17 protein-coding genes and 2 tRNA genes are annotated in these 18,663 nt (G+C 38.4%); 8 read left to right on the top strand and 11 right to left on the bottom strand.

What is annotated here, in order from left to right:
- The first annotated feature begins 55 nt into the window (after positions 1-55).
- The 3 genes from mutS to G525_RS0108180 all read left to right on the top strand — a co-directional run bounded on the left by mutS (position 56) and on the right by G525_RS0108180 (position 3,011).
- Entirely contained in the window at positions 56-2,668 is a 2,613-nt protein-coding gene (gene mutS / locus G525_RS0108170) for a DNA mismatch repair protein MutS (protein ID WP_027125736.1), read from the top strand.
- A gap of 113 nt (positions 2,669-2,781) precedes the next feature.
- Positions 2,782-2,857: transfer RNA gene (locus tag G525_RS0108175), tRNA-Gly, on the top strand.
- Between the two features lie 70 nt (positions 2,858-2,927).
- Positions 2,928-3,011 (top strand) — tRNA-Leu (locus G525_RS0108180).
- 109 nt (positions 3,012-3,120) lie between these two features.
- Here the strand turns inward: G525_RS0108180 and G525_RS0108185 are convergent.
- Both G525_RS0108185 and G525_RS0108190 read right to left on the bottom strand, forming a co-directional pair.
- A complete protein-coding gene (locus tag G525_RS0108185; protein WP_027125737.1) occupies positions 3,121-3,339 on the bottom strand; it encodes a hypothetical protein in 219 nt (72 codons plus the stop codon).
- A gap of 106 nt (positions 3,340-3,445) precedes the next feature.
- The gene (locus G525_RS0108190) at positions 3,446-4,681 is read right to left on the bottom strand and encodes a 3-deoxy-D-manno-octulosonic acid transferase (protein ID WP_035479300.1); all 1,236 of its coding nucleotides are present in this window, start codon (positions 4,679-4,681) and stop codon (positions 3,446-3,448) included.
- 213 nt (positions 4,682-4,894) lie between these two features.
- Between G525_RS0108190 and G525_RS0108195 the strand changes: the two genes are divergently transcribed.
- The 4 genes from G525_RS0108195 (at position 4,895) to G525_RS0108210 (ending at position 8,801) form a co-directional block, all read left to right on the top strand.
- On the top strand, positions 4,895-6,034 hold the full coding sequence (locus G525_RS0108195) for a DegT/DnrJ/EryC1/StrS family aminotransferase (protein WP_027125739.1): 1,140 nt from the start codon (positions 4,895-4,897) through the stop codon (positions 6,032-6,034).
- Positions 6,035-7,057: a UDP-glucose 4-epimerase GalE gene (gene galE / locus G525_RS0108200; RefSeq protein WP_027125740.1), complete on the top strand. Its 1,023-nt coding sequence runs from the start codon at positions 6,035-6,037 to the stop codon at positions 7,055-7,057.
- A gap of 9 nt (positions 7,058-7,066) precedes the next feature.
- Positions 7,067-8,344: a metal-dependent hydrolase family protein gene (locus G525_RS0108205; RefSeq protein WP_027125741.1), complete on the top strand. Its 1,278-nt coding sequence runs from the start codon at positions 7,067-7,069 to the stop codon at positions 8,342-8,344.
- A gap of 265 nt (positions 8,345-8,609) precedes the next feature.
- The gene (locus tag G525_RS0108210; RefSeq protein WP_027125742.1) at positions 8,610-8,801 is read left to right on the top strand and encodes a hypothetical protein; all 192 of its coding nucleotides are present in this window, start codon (positions 8,610-8,612) and stop codon (positions 8,799-8,801) included.
- Between the two features lie 48 nt (positions 8,802-8,849).
- Here the strand turns inward: G525_RS0108210 and lspA are convergent, their stop codons facing one another.
- From lspA to G525_RS22040, 7 genes are all read right to left on the bottom strand, one after another.
- Positions 8,850-9,350 carry a signal peptidase II gene (gene lspA / locus G525_RS0108215; RefSeq protein ID WP_027125743.1) on the bottom strand — a complete coding sequence of 167 codons (501 nt, stop codon included), beginning with the start codon at positions 9,348-9,350 and terminating at the stop codon, positions 8,850-8,852.
- A gap of 3 nt (positions 9,351-9,353) precedes the next feature.
- Complete coding sequence (gene fabD, locus G525_RS0108220) at positions 9,354-10,247, bottom strand: ACP S-malonyltransferase (RefSeq protein ID WP_027125744.1); 894 nt, start codon at positions 10,245-10,247, stop codon at positions 9,354-9,356.
- A 190-nt stretch (positions 10,248-10,437) separates the two neighbouring features.
- Positions 10,438-11,001 (bottom strand): sugar O-acetyltransferase, encoded by a 564-nt coding sequence (locus G525_RS0108225; RefSeq protein WP_027125745.1) that lies wholly within the window; start codon positions 10,999-11,001, stop codon positions 10,438-10,440.
- 39 nt (positions 11,002-11,040) lie between these two features.
- On the bottom strand, positions 11,041-12,597 hold the full coding sequence (locus tag G525_RS0108230; RefSeq protein ID WP_027125746.1) for an NAD(P)/FAD-dependent oxidoreductase: 1,557 nt from the start codon (positions 12,595-12,597) through the stop codon (positions 11,041-11,043).
- Between the two features lie 167 nt (positions 12,598-12,764).
- Positions 12,765-12,911, bottom strand: coding sequence for a hypothetical protein (locus tag G525_RS22225; protein WP_157491903.1), 147 nt, complete (start codon positions 12,909-12,911; stop codon positions 12,765-12,767).
- Positions 12,912-12,993: 82 nt separating this feature from the next.
- Complete coding sequence (locus G525_RS0108240; RefSeq protein WP_027125747.1) at positions 12,994-14,268, bottom strand: chloride channel protein; 1,275 nt, start codon at positions 14,266-14,268, stop codon at positions 12,994-12,996.
- 10 nt (positions 14,269-14,278) lie between these two features.
- The gene (locus G525_RS22040; RefSeq protein WP_027125748.1) at positions 14,279-15,202 is read right to left on the bottom strand and encodes a dihydrofolate reductase; all 924 of its coding nucleotides are present in this window, start codon (positions 15,200-15,202) and stop codon (positions 14,279-14,281) included.
- 297 nt (positions 15,203-15,499) lie between these two features.
- On the opposite strand from G525_RS22040, the gene G525_RS0108250 reads away from it, so the two are divergent.
- Positions 15,500-15,796 (top strand): isoamylase early set domain-containing protein, encoded by a 297-nt coding sequence (locus G525_RS0108250; RefSeq protein ID WP_027125749.1) that lies wholly within the window; start codon positions 15,500-15,502, stop codon positions 15,794-15,796.
- Positions 15,797-15,927: 131 nt separating this feature from the next.
- Here the strand turns inward: G525_RS0108250 and G525_RS0108255 are convergent, their stop codons facing one another.
- Positions 15,928-16,752: a thymidylate synthase gene (locus G525_RS0108255; RefSeq protein WP_027125750.1), complete on the bottom strand. Its 825-nt coding sequence runs from the start codon at positions 16,750-16,752 to the stop codon at positions 15,928-15,930.
- Positions 16,753-16,946: 194 nt separating this feature from the next.
- Positions 16,947-18,656 carry a NupC/NupG family nucleoside CNT transporter gene (locus G525_RS0108260; protein ID WP_027125751.1) on the bottom strand — a complete coding sequence of 570 codons (1,710 nt, stop codon included), beginning with the start codon at positions 18,654-18,656 and terminating at the stop codon, positions 16,947-16,949.
- Positions 18,657-18,663: the final 7 nt, after the last annotated feature.

The raw sequence follows: 18,663 nt of genomic DNA on the forward strand, positions 1-18,663 counted from the left end.
GTACCTTAGCGGTCCTAATATTTAGGACAAAAATACCACTTAAAACCCAAAAACATTGGCCAAACAAGTAAAAAAGGAGACCCCGTTAATGAAACAATACAATGCTATCAAGGCAAAGTATCCTGACGCTTTATTGCTTTTTCGGGTGGGCGATTTTTATGAGACCTTTGGCGAAGATGCGGTTAAAGCCTCTAAAATATTAGACATTATATTGACTAAAAGAGGTGCCGGCAGTGATAGCGAAACACAATTGGCGGGGTTTCCACACCATTCGTTAAACACCTATTTACCCAAATTGGTCAAGGTCGGATGTCGTGTTGCAATTTGTGATCAGCTGGAAGATCCTAAACAGACAAAAACCATAGTAAAGCGAGGGGTGACGGAATTAGTAACGCCTGGAGTAGCATTAAACGATGATATTTTACATTCCAAAACCAATAATTTTTTGGCAGCTGTATGTTTCCATAAAGACTTGATAGGTGTTTCTTTTATGGATGTTTCCACTGGAGAGTTTCTGGTGTCTCAAGGTAATTCCGAATACGTAGATAAGTTGCTTCAAAATTTTCGGCCTAGCGAAATTCTGGTTTCCAAACCGAAGCGGAATGAGTTTAAAAATATATTTGGATCAGATTTCCATACGTTCTATATGGAAGATTGGGTCTTTCAGGATGATTATGCCAATGAAACCTTGCTCAAGCATTTTCAAACCAAATCTTTAAAGGGTTTTGGTGTGGACGATTTGTTTCAAGGCATTATCGCATCAGGTGCAATTTTGCATTATTTGAGCGAAACACAGCATCATAAATTACAACATATTACCTCCATTCAACGTATTACCAAAAATGATCATGTATGGATGGATCGTTTCACCATAAAAAATCTCGAACTTTATCAATCCTACAATCAAAATGCAGTGACACTGATTGATGTGATTGATCGGACCATTTCGCCTATGGGAGGGCGTTTGTTGAAACGTTGGTTAGCCTTGCCGCTTATTGATATCGATAAAATTAATCAGCGCCATGAGGTTGTCCAATATCTATTGGAGGATGCCATCCTTTTGAAGAAAATTCAAAATCAGATCAAACAAATAGGAGATATAGAGCGATTGATATCAAAAGTAGCAACGGTCAAAATTTCTCCAAGGGAAGTGGTGCAGCTTAAAAATGCCTTGGAAGCTATTGTCCCTATTAAAATGCTTACCCAAAACACGAAAAATAAAGCCCTGCAACATATCGGAGAGCGTTTGGAGGCCTGTGAGGAGTTGCGCCAGCGCATCAAAGCGACTTTAAATGAAGAAGCTCCGGTTAATATTTTAAAGGGCGAAACCATATCTTCTGATTTTTCTGCAGAATTGAAAGAGCTTAGAGCGTTATCAACTTCAGGGAAAGACTACTTGGATGCCATGTTGCAGCGTGAGAGTGACATTACCGGTATCACTTCGCTCAAAATAGCCTCAAATAACGTCTATGGTTACTATATAGAAGTGCGCCACAGCCATAGAAACAAAGTGCCTGATAATTGGATCAGAAAGCAAACCTTAGTAAATGCCGAGCGTTATATCACTGAAGAATTAAAGGAATACGAAACAAAAATTCTTGGTGCAGAAGAGCGAATATTAGCGATAGAACAGCAATTGTTTTCTGAATTAGTGTCATGGATTGCACAATTTATTGCACCTGTACAAAAAAATTCGGCCTTAATTGGGCAATTGGATTGTTTATGTGGCTTTGCGCAATTGGCCCACGATCATAAGTACACGCGTCCAGAAATTAACGAAAGTTATACTCTCGATATTAAAAATGGAAGGCATCCCGTTATTGAAAAACAGTTGCCCCATAGTGAGCCCTATATTGCGAATGATGTTTACTTAGACAGAGACAAACAGCAAATTATCATGATCACTGGGCCGAATATGTCTGGTAAATCGGCCATTTTACGTCAAACAGCGTTGATTGTATTATTGGCTCAAATGGGGAGTTTTGTGCCTGCTGAGAAGGTTAAAATAGGACTGACTGATAAGATTTTTACAAGAGTAGGCGCCAGCGATAATATTTCGATGGGGGAGTCTACCTTTATGGTGGAAATGAATGAGACGGCTTCCATTTTGAATAATATTTCGGATCGAAGTTTGGTCTTGTTGGATGAAATTGGCCGTGGGACCAGTACCTATGATGGCATTTCCATTGCCTGGGCCATTAGTGAATACTTGCATGAGCATCCTAGTAAAGCTAAAACCCTTTTTGCCACACATTACCATGAGTTGAATGAAATGTCCGAAACCTTTTCCCGCATCAAAAACTTCAATGTTTCAGTGAAGGAGTTGAAAAACAACGTGCTTTTTTTAAGAAAACTGGTGGAAGGAGGCAGCCAGCATAGTTTTGGAATTCATGTGGCTAAAATGGCCGGAATGCCCCCTCAAGTCATCCATCGTGCGAACAAAATCTTGAAGCAGCTAGAGAAATCCCATAGCAGTGAAGAGTTGACCAATAAAGTAAAAACGCTTGAAGATGATATGCAACTGAGCTTTTTCAATTTGGATGATCCGTTGTTAGAGCAGATTAAGGATGAAATTCTCAATATTGATATTGACGTATTGACACCTGTAGAAGCGCTGATGAAACTGAATGAAATTAAGCGTATGTTGTTGAAAAAGAAACGGGCATAAATATTTTGTCTTTTTTTACAAAAAAGGCTTTGCAATTCTAAGAATTGTATTAAATTTGCCCTCGCAATACCGATAGGTATCGTAGTAATGTTCTTATTTTTAATTGTAATAACGCGAAAATAGCTCAGTTGGTAGAGCGCCACCTTGCCAAGGTGGAGGTCGCGGGTTCGAATCCCGTTTTTCGCTCCATACCAAAAGCAAAAGTATTAATTCCGTTGCTGCGGAACATTGTTTAAAGCAATGCGTACTTTGTGCAAATGCTCAAGTGGTGGAATTGGTAGACACGCCGGACTTAAAATCCTGTGTCCATTAGGACGTGCGGGTTCAAGTCCCGCCTTGAGTACAAAACCCTGATAATCATATGATTGTCAGGGTTTTTTTTGTTTTAATTTTTTGGTAAAAAAAGACCTAACTTGGTGTTGGGTTTCTACAATAAGTTTCAATAAGTTGTGTTAATTATCGTCACCCACAACTTCAGTAGCCGCGCTATCAATTGCTTTTCCAGCCTCTTTCACTTCATTGGCGGCATTGTCAATTGCTCTTCCTGCTTTTTCCAAGGCACCTTCTGTTTTGTCAGAAACATCGTCTGCTTTTTTCTCTGTGTCTCTACATGACGTAAACGAGAAACCTAGAGCAACAACCAAAGCAGAACTTAATAGTAATTTTTTCATTTTAAATATTTTAGTGTTTATTTTGCATGCGAAATTAAGAAACTTATGGCGCCTCCCTTAAACTAATTTAACGTTTTTTTTAAGATGGTGACATCACTTCTTCATGTTATTTACGAATATGCTTCATAATTTGGACGACAGCATCCTTGTTTTTCTTAATGAATCCTGTATTTAACTCGCCGAGCGCTTCTCTTTTTGTTGAATTTGAAATCAATTCATCCATTGTTTTCTCAAGTTCTTGACTGTTCTTAATAGAGATTACACCACCATGAGCAATCATTTGAAAAGCTTCTGGAAATTTCTTATGGTTTTTTCCAATAACTACCGGGACACCAAAAACAGCAGGTTCCAAAATATTATGTAGGCCTGTCTGGCCCATGGCACCTCCAACATAGGCGATATCCGCATACTTGTATATCTTGCTTAGAATACCAATGGTATCCACTATAAAAACATCAAATCCTGAAAGGTTTTTGCCGTCTTTTTCAGAAAATAAAACGCATGGCTTCTGAATTCGACTCACAAAGGAATCAATTTGATTGCTTTTGATATTGTGGGGTGCAATAATAAATTTGACATCTTTTGAGGTCATGGCGTTGATATATTCTACAAACAGCGCTTCGTCTTCTGGCCATGAACTTCCAATGACCACACATAATTTTCCATCTCTAAATTGCTCAATAAATGGCAAGGTGTTATCCTGATTTAATTGATCAGAAACACGGTCATAGCGCGTATCTCCAACTACGGAAGCATCAGTGTAACCAATAGTGTTTAGTAAGCTTTTAGAGCTTTCATTTTGAACAAAAATATGCTCAAATGTACCTAAAGCCTGACGCATCATCCCGCCATAGAACCTAAAATAGGATTGTTCTTTTCTGAACGCAGCCGAAATTAATAGAGCTTTTAGATCTCGTTTTTTTAATTCACTTAAATAATTTGGCCAGATATCATATTTCACAAAAATGGTCAATTCAGGTTTTACTAGGGTTACAAAATGTTTTGCGTTGGCTTTTGTGTCCAATGGAAGATAGATGACCACATTGGCAACGTCTGTTTGTTTTCTTATTTCATATCCTGATGGTGAAAAAAAGCTGAGCACAATTTTGTGATTGGGATGTTCCGCTCTTAGTTTTTTAAAAATAGGAAGACCTTGTTCATACTCTCCCAAAGAGGCACAATGGAACCAAAAGGTTTTGTCATTGTGGCTCAGGTGTTTTTTTAAGATCTGAAAGGTCTTACTACGGCCTTCTACACCTAATTTAATTTTATCGTTGAATAGGGCGATGATTTTAAGTAAAATCTGTGCAATCTGGATGCCTATGTTGTAAAGTAAATTCAAGAAAATTGGTTTATGCTAAAATACATTTCTTTCTATAATCTAGCTTTAAAATCACTTCAGATTTTTTCAGCGCGTATGTGAGACCATAAAAGAATTGATCGGTCCAAAAGGAAATTAAACCTTTAGGAATGATTGGTATAAGAAACTCAATTTCGTAATTTTGTTCTAAATTAAAGCATTGCCGTTTTAACTATTAATTCTACATACAACTAGATGAAAAAAATACAAATGGTTGATCTTAAGGGTCAATATCAGAAAATTAAGAACGTAGTTGACGCTTCTATTCAGGAGGTTCTTGACACTACGGCATATATTAACGGACCTAAAGTACATCAGTTTCAGAAAAATTTAGAAAATTACCTTGGGATAAAGCATGTCATTCCATGTGCCAATGGAACAGATGCCTTACAAATAGCGATGATGGGCTTGGACTTGAAACCGGGTGATGAAGTGATTACTGCCGATTTTACGTTTGCTGCTACTGTTGAGGTTATTGCCTTATTACATTTAACACCAGTTTTGGTTGATGTTGATCCCAAAACCTTCAATATCGATATTGAAGCGATTAAAAAAGCAATCACCCCAAAAACAAAAGCGATTGTTCCGGTACATCTATTTGGTCAATGTGCCAATATGGAGGCAATCATGGAAATTGCCAAAGCACACAATTTATTTGTTATTGAAGATAATGCCCAAGCAATTGGTGCAACGTATACGTTCAGTGATGGTAGAAAGGCTAAAGCAGGAACAATAGGGCACGTGGCTTCTACATCATTTTTTCCTTCCAAAAACTTGGGATGCTATGGTGATGGCGGAGCTATTTTTACCAATGATGATGATTTGGCCCATCAGCTTAGGGGTATTGTAAATCATGGCATGTATGAGCGCTACCATCATGATGTAGTTGGCGTTAACTCACGGCTGGATTCTATTCAAGCCGCAGTTTTAGATACAAAGTTAGAACATTTGGATCGTTATAATGCCGCCCGCCTTAAGGCAGCAGATGCGTACGACAAAGCTTTTAAGGACCATAAGGATATTGTTACACCTTTTAGAGAGGGAAGTGAGGATAACCATGTGTTCCATCAATATACCTTAAAGGTGAAGGGCACCAATAGGGACGCTTTGGTTAAACATTTAAACGAAAAAGAAATTCCTTGTGGCGTATACTACCCAATTCCTTTGCATTTACAAAAGGCTTATAAAGATTCAAGATATAAAGAAGAAGATTTTCCAGTAACTACTCAATTGGTAAAAGAGGTTATTTCATTACCTATGCATACGGAATTGGAGGACGATCAAATTGAATTTATTACAAGTACAATTATTAATTTTATAAATGATCATAAATAAATGAAGCAAGTTTTAGTCACTGGAGGTTTAGGATTTATTGGGTCGCATACCGTTGTAGAGTTACAGGAGAAAGGTTTTGAAGTGGTCATTATTGATGATCTTTCAAATTCTTCCATTGATGTATTAGCGGGAATTACGGCAATTACAGGGAAAGCTCCAATTTTTGAAAAATTGGATTTAAAGGATAAATCAAAAGTGGAGTCCTTTTTTGAAAAATATCAGGATATTGTGGGCGTGATTCATTTTGCAGCAAGTAAAGCAGTAGGTGAGAGTGTTGAAAAACCATTGTTATATTATGAAAACAATATCAATACCTTGGTGTATGTCTTGAAATCCATATTGCAGCTTCCAACTCAAAATTTCATTTTTAGTTCGTCATGCACGGTTTATGGCCAGGCGGATGAAATGCCGATTACAGAAGCGGCACCGATAAAATTTGCAGAATCGCCTTATGGAAATACGAAGCAAATTGGAGAGGAAATTATTCACGACACGTGTAAGGTGAACCCAAACCTTAGCGCCATTGCATTGCGTTATTTTAATCCGATAGGAGCTCATAGCAGTACTAAAATTGGCGAATTACCAATTGGGGTGCCACAGAATTTAGTGCCTTTTATTACGCAAACTGCGGCAGGCTTGCGTCAGGAACTTTCGGTTTTTGGAAATGATTACCCTACCTCTGACGGTACTTGTGTGAGAGATTATATTCACGTAGTCGACTTGGCAAAGGCCCATGTCGTGGCTTTAGAGCGTTTAGTTGACCAAAATAATGCGGCCAACTATGAAACCTTTAATTTGGGAACTGGCACTGGAAGTACAGTGTTAGAAGTGATTCAGTCTTTTGAAAAAGTTTCAGGACAAAAATTGAATTATAAGTTTGCGCCAAGACGTGAGGGTGATATTATGCAAGCCTATGCGGATACAACCAAAGCCAATACTGATTTAGGTTGGAAAGCTGCTAGTAGTCTAGACGAAGCGCTCTTGTCTGCATGGAACTGGGAAAAACATATAAGAAATATCTAAAATAAACTTATGAAAAAATTAACCCTTCTTTCCTGCCTTTTAATGACTGTTTTGGTCTTTGGCCAAAACACCTATTTACATTGTGGAAAATTAATTGACACCAAAGGAGGCAAGGTTTTGACCAATAAAACTATTGTTGTTTCCGGCAATAAGATTATGTCTGTTGATGATGGATTTTCAACACCTTCATCTCCTGAAGATGTTGTGGTTGACCTGAAGTCAAAAACGGTCATGCCCGGACTTATTGATTTGCATGTGCATATTGAAGGCGAAACCAATCCGAGAGCGTATTTAGAAAAATACACTTTAAATGATGCTGATATTGCATTTAATGCACAACATTTCGCACAGGTCACCCTGAGATCTGGTTTTACTACGGTTAGGGATTTGGGAGGTTCAGGGGTTAATGTGGCATTAAGGAATGCTATAAACGCGGGAAAAGTTGATGGCCCCCGAATTTTTACAGCAGAAAAATCATTGGCGACCACGGGCGGACACGCTGATCCGTCAAATGGCGCCAAAAAAGAGTTGATGGGTGATCCAGGCCCCAAGGAAGGTGTGGTCAATAGTATGGAAGATGCCAGAAAGGCTGTGAGGCAACGCTATAAAAACGGAGCTGACTGGATTAAGATAACAGCAACTGGAGGCGTGTTGAGTGTTGCCAAAAGCGGTCAAAATCCGCAGTTTACTGTAGAAGAAATAAAGGCTATTTGTGAAACGGCAAAAGATTACGGATTAGAAGTCGCCGCTCATGCACATGGTGATGAGGGAATGCAGCGAGCCATTATTGGCGGTGTGCGAACTATTGAACACGGTACGATGATGAGTGCAGAGACCATGGAACTCATGAAAAAGCATGGTGTGTATTTAGTGCCGACTATTACCGCGGGAAAATCGGTTTCTGAAAAGGCTAAAATTCCAAACTATTACCCTGAAGTAATTGTGGGAAAAGCCTTGGATATTGGGCCTAAAATCCAAGAGATGTTTGGCAGGGCCTATAAAAAAGGAGTGGGCATTGCATTTGGGACCGATGCCGCTGTTTTCGCCCATGGAGAGAATGCTAAGGAATTTGGTTATATGGTAGAAGCTGGAATGCCGGCAATTGAAGCCATACAAAGCGCCACGATTACAAATGCGATGTTGTTAAAAATGCAAGATCAGATTGGGCAACTAAAAGCAGGATTCTTAGCAGATATTGTAGCAACAAATGATGATCCAACAGCCAATATTAATACCATGAATGCGGTTGTTTTTGTCATGAAAGATGGTCATATCTATAAGAACTAGGAAATTTTACCCTTCAACATTTCATAATTATATGGCCTTACACGTAGGGATATGACAAAAATGACATGTATTTGGTATAAGTGTCACAATTAATCTACTGATTAACATAGCTTTAGTGTTATTAATTTGGATTTTAACCATTCAATTTGTTTCTTTGTTATTAGTAATAACCCATAAACGCTGAATTGTATCCTTGGATTTACAGTTAATTTTAGGATTCAGATATTGATGAGATTCAGATGTTAAAACAAAAAGAAAAGGAATAATGAAACTGATAAGTATTAAAAGAGAAACCAAAGCAGAAGGACGATTTACCCCAAAAATGGGAGCTTTCGTAACCAACGTAACGTATATTAAGAAGTTATTTTTAAGCATTCCTTACAGAACCCTTCATAAATACAGAGAAACCTATTATGGTGAGGTTAAAGATTGTGAAGATTGTAATTTAGCAAGATAGACTACTAATAATACTATAAAAAAATGCCTCAAATTATTGAGGATTTTTTTATGAATTTAATTTTTCTTGCTTCCGCTGCTTGAAACTGGAGATAACCAATAATATCATCCCAAAAGAGACCGACATATCGGCAACATTAAAGATACCAGTTCTAAATATGCCACCTAAATCGATATGAAAAAAGTCAGTAACTGATCCATACATAAACCGATCGAATACATTGGCAATACCACCGCCCACAATGCAGCAAAAGGCAATTAAGCTCAGTCGGTCAAGGCTTTTATTGGTGAGTATATAATAGACAACACCTCCCAAAACAATCACAGGCAGAATTAGTAAGAAAACCCACTTTAAAGTTGGACTCAAATCACTTCCCATCCCTAAAAAGGCGCCCTCATTTTCTACTTTGGTCATAATAAAAAAGTCGCCAATAAGCTCGATAATTTCGTACTGCGCTATTTTAGCTCTCACAATAATCTTCGAAATTTGATCTATGGCAATATTGGCAATAATCAATACGATGATGCTCAAGGTTCTTGATAATTTCATCGATTATAGATTAGGTGTAAAGGTTGCTGCTGCGGTTTGTGCCTCTCTATTGATTTTTTTAACTAAGCCTTGAAGTACATTTCCGGGACCTACTTCCGTAAATTGTAGAGCACCATCTTTTACCATCTGTTGTACAGACTGTGTCCAACGTACAGGTGCGGTTAATTGAGAGATCAGATTCGTTTTAATGTCGTTTTCATGGATCACCGCACTGGCAGTAACGTTTTGGTAAATTGGACAATTAGGTTTGCTAAATGGAGTGTTTTCAATAGCTGCAGCCAATTCTTCACGAGCCGGTTCCATTAATGGTGAATGGAATGCGCCACCAACAGGGAGCACTAAAGCACGTTTGGCGCCAGCTGCTTTCAGAGCTTCACAAGCACGGGTGATGGCATCCACATCCCCAGAAATCACTAACTGTCCTGGGCAATTATAATTTGCAGCCACCACAGTGCCTTCAATTTTAGAGCATACGTCTTCAACAATACCATCTTCCAAACCTAAAACAGCGGCCATTGCGCTCGGGGTAAGTTCGCAGGCTTTTTGCATTGCCAGAGCACGTTTTGAGACTAGCTTTAAGCCATCTTCAAAAGATAAAGTGCCATTGGCCACTAAAGCAGAGAATTCACCTAAGGAATGACCTGCAACCATATCCGGCTTAAAATTGTCTCCTAAGGTTTTTGCTAATATTACAGAGTGCAAAAAAATGGCTGGTTGTGTGACCTTGGTTTCTTTAAGAGACTCAGCAGTACCTTCAAACATGATATCGGTTATTGAAAAGCCAAGAATGCTATTGGCTTTTTCAAAAAATTCCTGAGCTATGGCGGATTTTTCGTAAAGATCCAATCCCATTCCTGTAAACTGTGCCCCTTGGCCTGGAAAAATATATGCGTTCATTATTTGTTGATTTTAGATTTGCAAAAATAGGAATTATTTTTTTGAGAGCTTAGCAGGGATTTGGGAAAGTGTTAGCTGCGTTGTTTGAGAGGTAAGAAACAAGTATTAAGTATAAAGAACCAAGAGTAGATTGTGCAATGCTTATGATAAAACAAAGATCAAAAATTAAAATTGTGATATAAAGAAACAGTTAGCCGTTATCGATCGTTTTAATGATTTTGGCAGGATTACCTGCAATCACCACATCCTTTGGGAAACTTTTAGTGACTACAGAGCCCGCACCAACGACGACATTATTTCCAAGCGTCACCCCTGCACAAATAACGGAATTGCCCCCAATCCATACATTATCTCCAATGGTAATTGATTTGGCATATTCAAGTCCGCTATTTCGCGCTTTATGTTCTAAGGGGTGCGTTGCGGTATAAATTTGGACGTTGGGAGCAAACATCACATTATTGCCAATTTTGACGGTGCTCACATCTAAAATGCAACAATTATAGTTCATGTAAATGTTTTCTCCCAACTGAATATTTGGGCCGTAGTCGCAATAAAAAGGAGGTTCAATGTAGAGGTTTATTGGGTGCTGCTGAAAGAGGTCATCAAGCAATTTTTTTCTTTTTTCTGTCTCGTCAGGAGAGGTAGTGTTGTACTTACCGAATATAATGCGCGCTTGTCGTCGGCCTTCAACTAATTCTGGATCTGTTGGATAATACAATTCCCCAGCAATCATTTTTTCCTTCTCTGATTTCATTGCTCTATCTTTTTTAATAAAATAACTGGTTTTTATGATTTATAGTCCTGCAATTGCCGCTTCCGCACAGCGTTCACCGTCCATTGCTGCGGAAACTATGCCTCCTGCATACCCACCTCCTTCGCCACATGGGAATAAATTTGAGATTTGCGGATGCTCTAAGCGCTCATTTCTAGGTATGCTGATAGGAGATGAGGTACGAGATTCCACACCTACAATATTGGCTTCTTGGGTATAATAGCCTTTCATTTTTTCGCCAAAAGCTTTGAATCCGTTGCGCAAACGTCCGCCAATCTGTTTTGGTAGTAACGAATGCAAGGGTGCCGATTTTAATCCTGGTTGATAGGAAGATGGGTTGAGCTGAGTTGAGAGTCTGCCTTCCACAAAATCGGTCAAACGTTGTGCGGGTGCTACTTGGCTTCGTCCACCAGCGGTAAAAGCTAAGCGCTCTAAATCTTTTTGGTATTCCAGTGCTTTTAAAACTCCAAAATGTTCGTATTTATATAAATCTTTGTCCGCATTGATTTCAACAACAATCCCTGAATTGGCAAACGGATTGTTGCGTTTGGAAGGTGACATGCCATTTACCACCACTTCTCCATTAGATGTTGCCGCAGGAACAATAAATCCGCCAGGACACATGCAAAAGGAATAAACACCGCGTTCATTCACCTGTTCTACCCAACCATAAGATGCAGCAGGCAATAAGGCATCGCGTTCACCACTACAACTGTATTGAATGGAATCGATAATGTGTTGCGGATGTTCAACCCGCACACCCATAGCAAACGACTTTGTTTCTAGGGCGATATTTTTATCGTGTAGCAAATAGAAAATATCACGCGCTGAATGTCCAGTTGCTAGGATGACACGCTCTACGTCTATCTCCTCACCATTTTGAAGTACTAGAGTTTTGATGGTCTTATTCATCATTGTAAAGTTGGCAACACGGGTTTCAAAGTGAACTTCACCACCATAGTTGATGATGGTTTCACGAACATTCTGGACAACTTTAGGTAATTTATTGGTGCCAATATGCGGATGGGCATCTACTAAAATCTGATCGGTTGCGCCATGAAAAACCAGGTTTTCAAAAATACGTCTTACGTCACCACGTTTTAAACTTCGGGTATATAATTTACCGTCGCTGTAAGTTCCAGCGCCACCTTCCCCAAAACAATAGTTGGAATCTTCATTGACAAAATGGTCCTGATTGATGGCTTTTAAATCACGACGTCTGTCTTGGACGTTTTTTCCGCGTTCCAGCACAATAGGTTTAAATCCCAATTCAATACATCTGAGGGCCGCATACATTCCTGCTGGTCCAAAACCAATGATATGGATGGGTTTGGCTGCGGACACATCTTTGTAATCAAAATGATAGTCGGACGTTTCAGGTACGGGTTCATTGATGTAAACCGAAACTTTATAATTGAAAATAATTTGTTTTTTTCGCGCATCAATAGACTTACGAAGCACTTTGACGCCTGAAATATCCCTTTCTGAAATACTCAGGAATTCAGCTGATTTCCGCGTTAAAATATCAGGGTTTTTCTCCTCTTGGAGCGTCACACGAAGCTGAATGTCTTTTATCATATCGCGAAATTAAGAAAAACTTCTTAGTCTATGAGTACAAAGTAATTGTGATGTGTTCAATTTTGTAGGACATTATTTTGAAGTTCGAGAAAGCTACCAAATACTATGACTGAAATTTCTAATGTACTGCATGAATATTACTTGTAAAAATGTTTATTTCTTGGATTTTAGATGGGCGTCCAAAATAAATGAGTTCCAAAATGTTTCATCACATTTAAGCCGATCCAATCTTCTTTTATGTTATTGAAATATTCAAATTCAACTGCTTCAAAATTTTCTGTTAAGTCGAACAGTGTAAAGTTGAAAACAAACATTTTGTTGCTTTTTTTGTTGGAGGGTTCTTTGAAGTGGGGGTAATTGAAGGCTTAGCTTCTTTCTTTTAGACGTCTTTATTCTTTATTCATTTTGATTCTCCATTTGGGAGGAAATAAACGGGATGCGCGGGGCTAAGAAATAACCTGTTAAACTTGCAAACAATATCGGAATGAAATAGGTGAAACCGGTGAGGGTGGCCAATAAAATGGTTGTGCTCATTGGCGTCCTGGTCACACATACATTTATAGCCGCCATACAGCTGACGATGGTTAAAGCCAAGCTAATGGAAGGGACAAATTGATGAATGATCAATCCTAAGGTGGCACCACAAAAGAATAACGGAATAATGAAACCACCGCGCCATCCTGAGGTCACCGTGATGGCAATGGCTATAATTTTAAAAATCAGAATTGCGATGAGCATTTTTAATGAAAAGTCACTGATGAGCAAGGTGTTCAATTCATAGTGGCTAAAGTATCTCGTAAGTGGTAAGTAGTAAGCAATGACTCCTAGAGACAAGCCTCCAATAAATGTTTTTATATAAATGGGAACCTGTATTTTTTGAAAAAGCTGTTTAAACATTTTGGTGCAGAAAATAAAAAACCAGCCAAAACAGGTGGCAATAATTGCAAAAATCACGGCGTATAAAAAATCAAATTTGCTCAGCATTTCATAGGTTGGCAGATTCCACAGTGCACCAATGCTCAATTGTGTAATCAATGCAAATACCAAATAACTAAAGCAACTCGCTACAAAAGCAGGCATAATGGCTTTATAATATTCAACGGCATGTTTATGGTGCAAAATCTCAAGAGCGAATAAGCTACCGCCTAAAGGAGCGCCAAACATTGCTGTAAAGCCTGAGGCCATTCCAGCAATACTCATAGAACGTAAATCTTCACCTTTTAGGCGGAATGTTTTTCCAAGCCAGGTTCCCGAAGATCCTATAACTTGAACCAATGGTGCCTCTGGGCCCAAACTACCACCAGAAGCTATACAAAGTAAAGAGGACAAAATCATGGAAGGATTGTTCTTAGGATCCAATTTGCCTTTATTAAAACGAATGTTATTGACAATTAGATGGATTTCTCCGGGGTCACCGATAAAATGAATAACCAGTCCTGCCAATAACCCACAAATGGCCATCGTTGGAATCACTAACCAACCATTAAAATATGCCAATTGATGTGTGAAAAACTCTAAAACGATCCAGTATAAACCAGCAATAACGCCACCAAAAAGACCGAGAACTGCCCAGAGTATAAATTTCCGACTGAATAAAAACGGATTGAACTGTATGGGTTGATCTAAAAGGTTGAGGTAGGTGACTAGCTTCCGTCTTCTTTTAAGTTTCACGGGTTAAGGTTTATCGTCTTTGGTAAGTAATAAATGAGAATGGATACTTATGATTCGCGTCCGTTTGGTGAAGTTTGTTCTCCGTTTCTTTCCATTCTGTAGAATCAATCTTTGGAAAATAGGTATCGGCATCAAACCGTTCATGAACTCTTGTCAATTCTATTTTATCAGCGTAAGGCATCGCTTCTTTGTAGATTTCGCCTCCACCTACAATAAATGGTTGTGTGTCATTTTTTGCGGCATCCAGAGCATCTTCAATATTGTGGACTACAATGACACCGTTGGGAACTGAATAATCATGTTGACGAGTGATTATAATGTGTGTTCTGTTTGGAAGAGGTTTCGTAAAACTTTCAAAAGTTTTTCTGCCCATGATAATGCAATGGTCCAAGGTTAAACTTTTAAAACGTTTGAGATCATCACTCAAATGCCACACTAACTTATTGTCTTTGCCAATGGCGTCATTTTCTCCAGCCGCAGCAATTAGAGTTAGATTTTTATGAACTTTCGTTTTTTTTTCAGGTGCTAGGGTAGTTTGAGCTGGAATTATAGCAGTTTCAATAGGATGGGTTTTTTCAAGGTCTGTCTGAAGTTCTGCAATACGCTTTTTTTGTTTGGCTACCAATTTGTTCAGTTGGGCCTCTTCCCAGGATTTACCCATAAATTTATGGGTAACAAAAACGTTAAAAAGATGGAAAATAAAAAGAAATAACCATGCTAAAATAGCAAATACAAACCAATCCAGTCCCCAAATCTTAGTGTGTTCACCTACACCAAGAACCGTGTTTAAAACAATTAAAAAAATGGCGCCTATTAAAAAAATCACAAAATGATAATATAGGCGTTTTTTCTGCTTGATTCTCTTTTGTGAATTCTCAATGAGCTCCAATTGCTCTCTGTCAATTTTGTCGACCGGTTTCTTTTTTCCGAACATGATATTGAAATTTTGTGTAAAGTTAGTTTTTTTTGATGAAATCGTTGGCGGAAACATCTGATCTTTGAAATAAGTCATTTGCGAAAACGTTTTAGACGTAAAGGCATTGATAATCAGTAAGGAAGAAAGGATTAAAACTTGCCAATCCTATAATATTAAAGCGATTTCATTTGGAAGTTGAAATATTATGAAAGATTTTTTTATGAAAATGATAAATCTTTGATATTGGGGAGGTTAAATGGTTCAATCTATCAAATACTTTATTACATTTGCGCCAAAATCAAATTAATTTGGATTATGGCAATTACAAAACAATACTTAAAAAGTAAACCAATATGCAAAGTGACTTTTTCGGTTGCTGCTGAAGGAGCTCAAAAGGTTTCTGTTCTAGGAACTTTTAACGAATGGAATGAGAAGAAAGCTGTTGAGCTTAAGAAATTAAAAAACGGAGTTTTTAAAGGCACTGTTGATTTAGAAAAGGACAAATCCTATGAGTTTAAATATCTTGTAGACGGTACTTTTGTGAACGAAGAAGAAGCTGATTCTCACAAAACCAATGAATTTGGTGGTGAAAATGCAGTTTTGACGCTGTAATAAAATACGACACTAAAATATAATAGAAAAGCGTTCTCCATTTGGAAACGCTTTTTTTTGCCTTATAAAGAAAAAGAAATCAGATTGCGGTTGATTGCAGAAGTTACCTTGAAGACATTAACGTGCCTCTTCTAAATTGCAACAATCCCTTTAATATGTGGATGCGGATTATAATCTTCCAAAGTAAAATCTTCAAATTTAAAGTCAAAAATATCTTTGACTTCAGGATTTAATTTCATTTTAGGAAGCGGTCTAATGTCTCTTGATAATTGGAGCTGCAATTGCTCCATATGATTGTTGTAAATATGGGCGTCTCCAAAAGTATGGATGAAATCACCAGCTTCGTAACCACATACTTGAGCCATCATCATCGTGAAGAGGGCGTAGGATCCAATATTAAAAGGAACGCCTAAGAAAATATCAGCACTACGTTGGTATAATTGACAAGACAATTTACCTTCAGCTACATAAAATTGGAAAAAAGCATGGCAGGGCGGCAGTGCTGCTTTCCCGTTAGCAACATTTTCCGAAAAAGATTTTGACGTATCAGGCAACACCGATGGATTCCATGCTGAAACCAACATGCGTCTGCTGTTTGGATTCGTTTTCAGCGTCTCTACGATGTCTTTTATCTGATCAATCTCATCATTGTTCCAATTGCGCCATTGATGCCCGTATACAGGGCCTAAATCGCCATTGGCGTCCGCCCACTCGTTCCAGATTCTAACGCCATTGTCGTTTAGGTAATTAATATTGGTATCCCCTTTTAAAAACCAGAGCAATTCATAAATAATGGATTTTAAATGGAGTTTTTTAGTGGTGACCATAGGGAAGCCTTCACTAAGATCAAAACGCATTTGGTACCCAAAGACACTTTTTGTTCCTGTTCCTGTACGGTCGCCTTTTTGGTTTCCGTTTTCTAATACATGGGTTACGAGATCGTGATATTGTTTCATGATAACTTCCCACGAAAGTGGGAATCTTATTAATTAAACTTTAACTTTTCTTAAAAGCCAAAATTAAAGAAAGTTAAGAACTTTTCGAAGTGATATGCGGATTAAAGTTTTAAGAGCAGAAGTTGTCAGGCGTTGAAAATTTTAACTAAAGAGACCGATGTATCATATTAAGGTAACGCCTTTATAGGATTTGTTTACCCAATAATCATTCCAGCAATGGTAGCAGACAATAATGAAGCAATTGTTCCACCAATAAGGGCTTTCATTCCAAATTCAGACAGGGTCTTGCGTTGTCCTGGGGCTAAAGATCCTATCCCACCAATCTGGATGCCAATAGATGCGAAGTTTGCAAAGCCACAGAGCATATAAGTGGCCATGATAATTGATTTTTCAAATTTCAAATGGGTTGCGTTGGCTACATTTTTTAATTCCGCCAACTGGATATAGCCCACAAATTCGCTCGCCGCGAGTTTAATACCTAAGAGTTGTCCCATTAAAGCCATATCTTCTTTGGCTACGCCAATCAGCCACATGAGCGGCGAGAAGGTATATCCTAAAAGGAATTCTAAGGACAGTGCTGCGTAGGGTGTATTATTGGCAATGAGGCTGTTTAAACCGGTTACGCCTCCCAATTTGCCAAAACCATAATTGATCATCGCAATAAAAGCAATAAAAACTAAAAGCATGGCCCCTACATTGGCGGCCAATTTTAATCCTTCTGTAGTGCCATTAGCAATAGCGTCCAATATATTGGAACCAATATTTTCTTGTGAAACCTCTACTTCAGTATTGATAGGCTTCTGTTGTGGGTATAACATTTTAGAGATGACAATAGCACCAGGAGCTGCCATAACAGAGGCGGTCAATAAATGTTTGGCGTAAAAGAGTTTAAGAGCTTCGTCTTCACCACCCAAAAATCCAATATATGCAGCCAATACACCACCGGCCACTGTGGCCATACCACCAATCATTACCAAGAGGATTTCCGATTTGGTCATTTTTTCCAGATAAGCCTTGATCATTAAAGGTGCTTCCGTTTGTCCCAAAAATATATTCCCGGCAACACTTAAACTTTCAGCGCCAGAAATCTTTAGAAGCTTAGTTAATACCCAAGCCATTCCCGCCACAACTTTCTGAATGATCCCTAAATAGAAGAGAACGGAAGTTAATGCTGAGAAAAAAATAATCGTTGGTAGCACCTGAAATAAAAAGATGAATCCGAAGCTGCTGACATCCATCATCCCTCCAAGGAGAAACTCACTTCCAGCCTGGGTAAATTCCAAGACTTTAACGAACATCTTTCCAACAACTTCAAAAGCTTTTTGAACAAATGGAACTTTTAAAACCCCAATGGCCAATAATAATTGAGCTGCCAGTCCAAAGCTGATGGTTTTCCAATTGATGGCTTTTCTGTTTTGGCTTAAAATAAATGACAATAACAGTAAGGCAAACATGCCTAAAGCCCCACGCAATAAACTATTCATGGTAAAGCCTTGGCTTGGTATTATTCCACTTGTGGCGGCCTCCGTAACTACTGAAACAGATTCTTTTGGCGTTGAGAAAATATAGTTGATATTCTTTTCATGAAGTACCATTGTAGAATCGGTCAAGGTTTCAACCTTAAATCGTCTAATGTCTTCAGAAGGCGTGTCGTAATATAATACCAGTAATTTGTTCTGGGTAATGTAATTACCCTTGGTTTGACTGCTGTCTTTGGCTTGTAAATAGAAACTAAAATCGCCCTCCATAAGATTGAGGACATCGGTTTCAGGATTGATGTTGTAGAGATTGACGCCTTGATCACTTTGTACAGCTTCAAACTGCCATTTCTTTTCGATGCTTTGTGCTAATGTGGTGGTTATTCCAAAAAAAATAGCTGAAGCAGCTAAAAAGAAATATTTCATCTGATCT

It is taken from the genome of Gelidibacter mesophilus DSM 14095 (assembly GCF_000423005.1).
Classification (GTDB): Bacteria; Bacteroidota; Bacteroidia; order Flavobacteriales; family Flavobacteriaceae; genus Gelidibacter; species Gelidibacter mesophilus.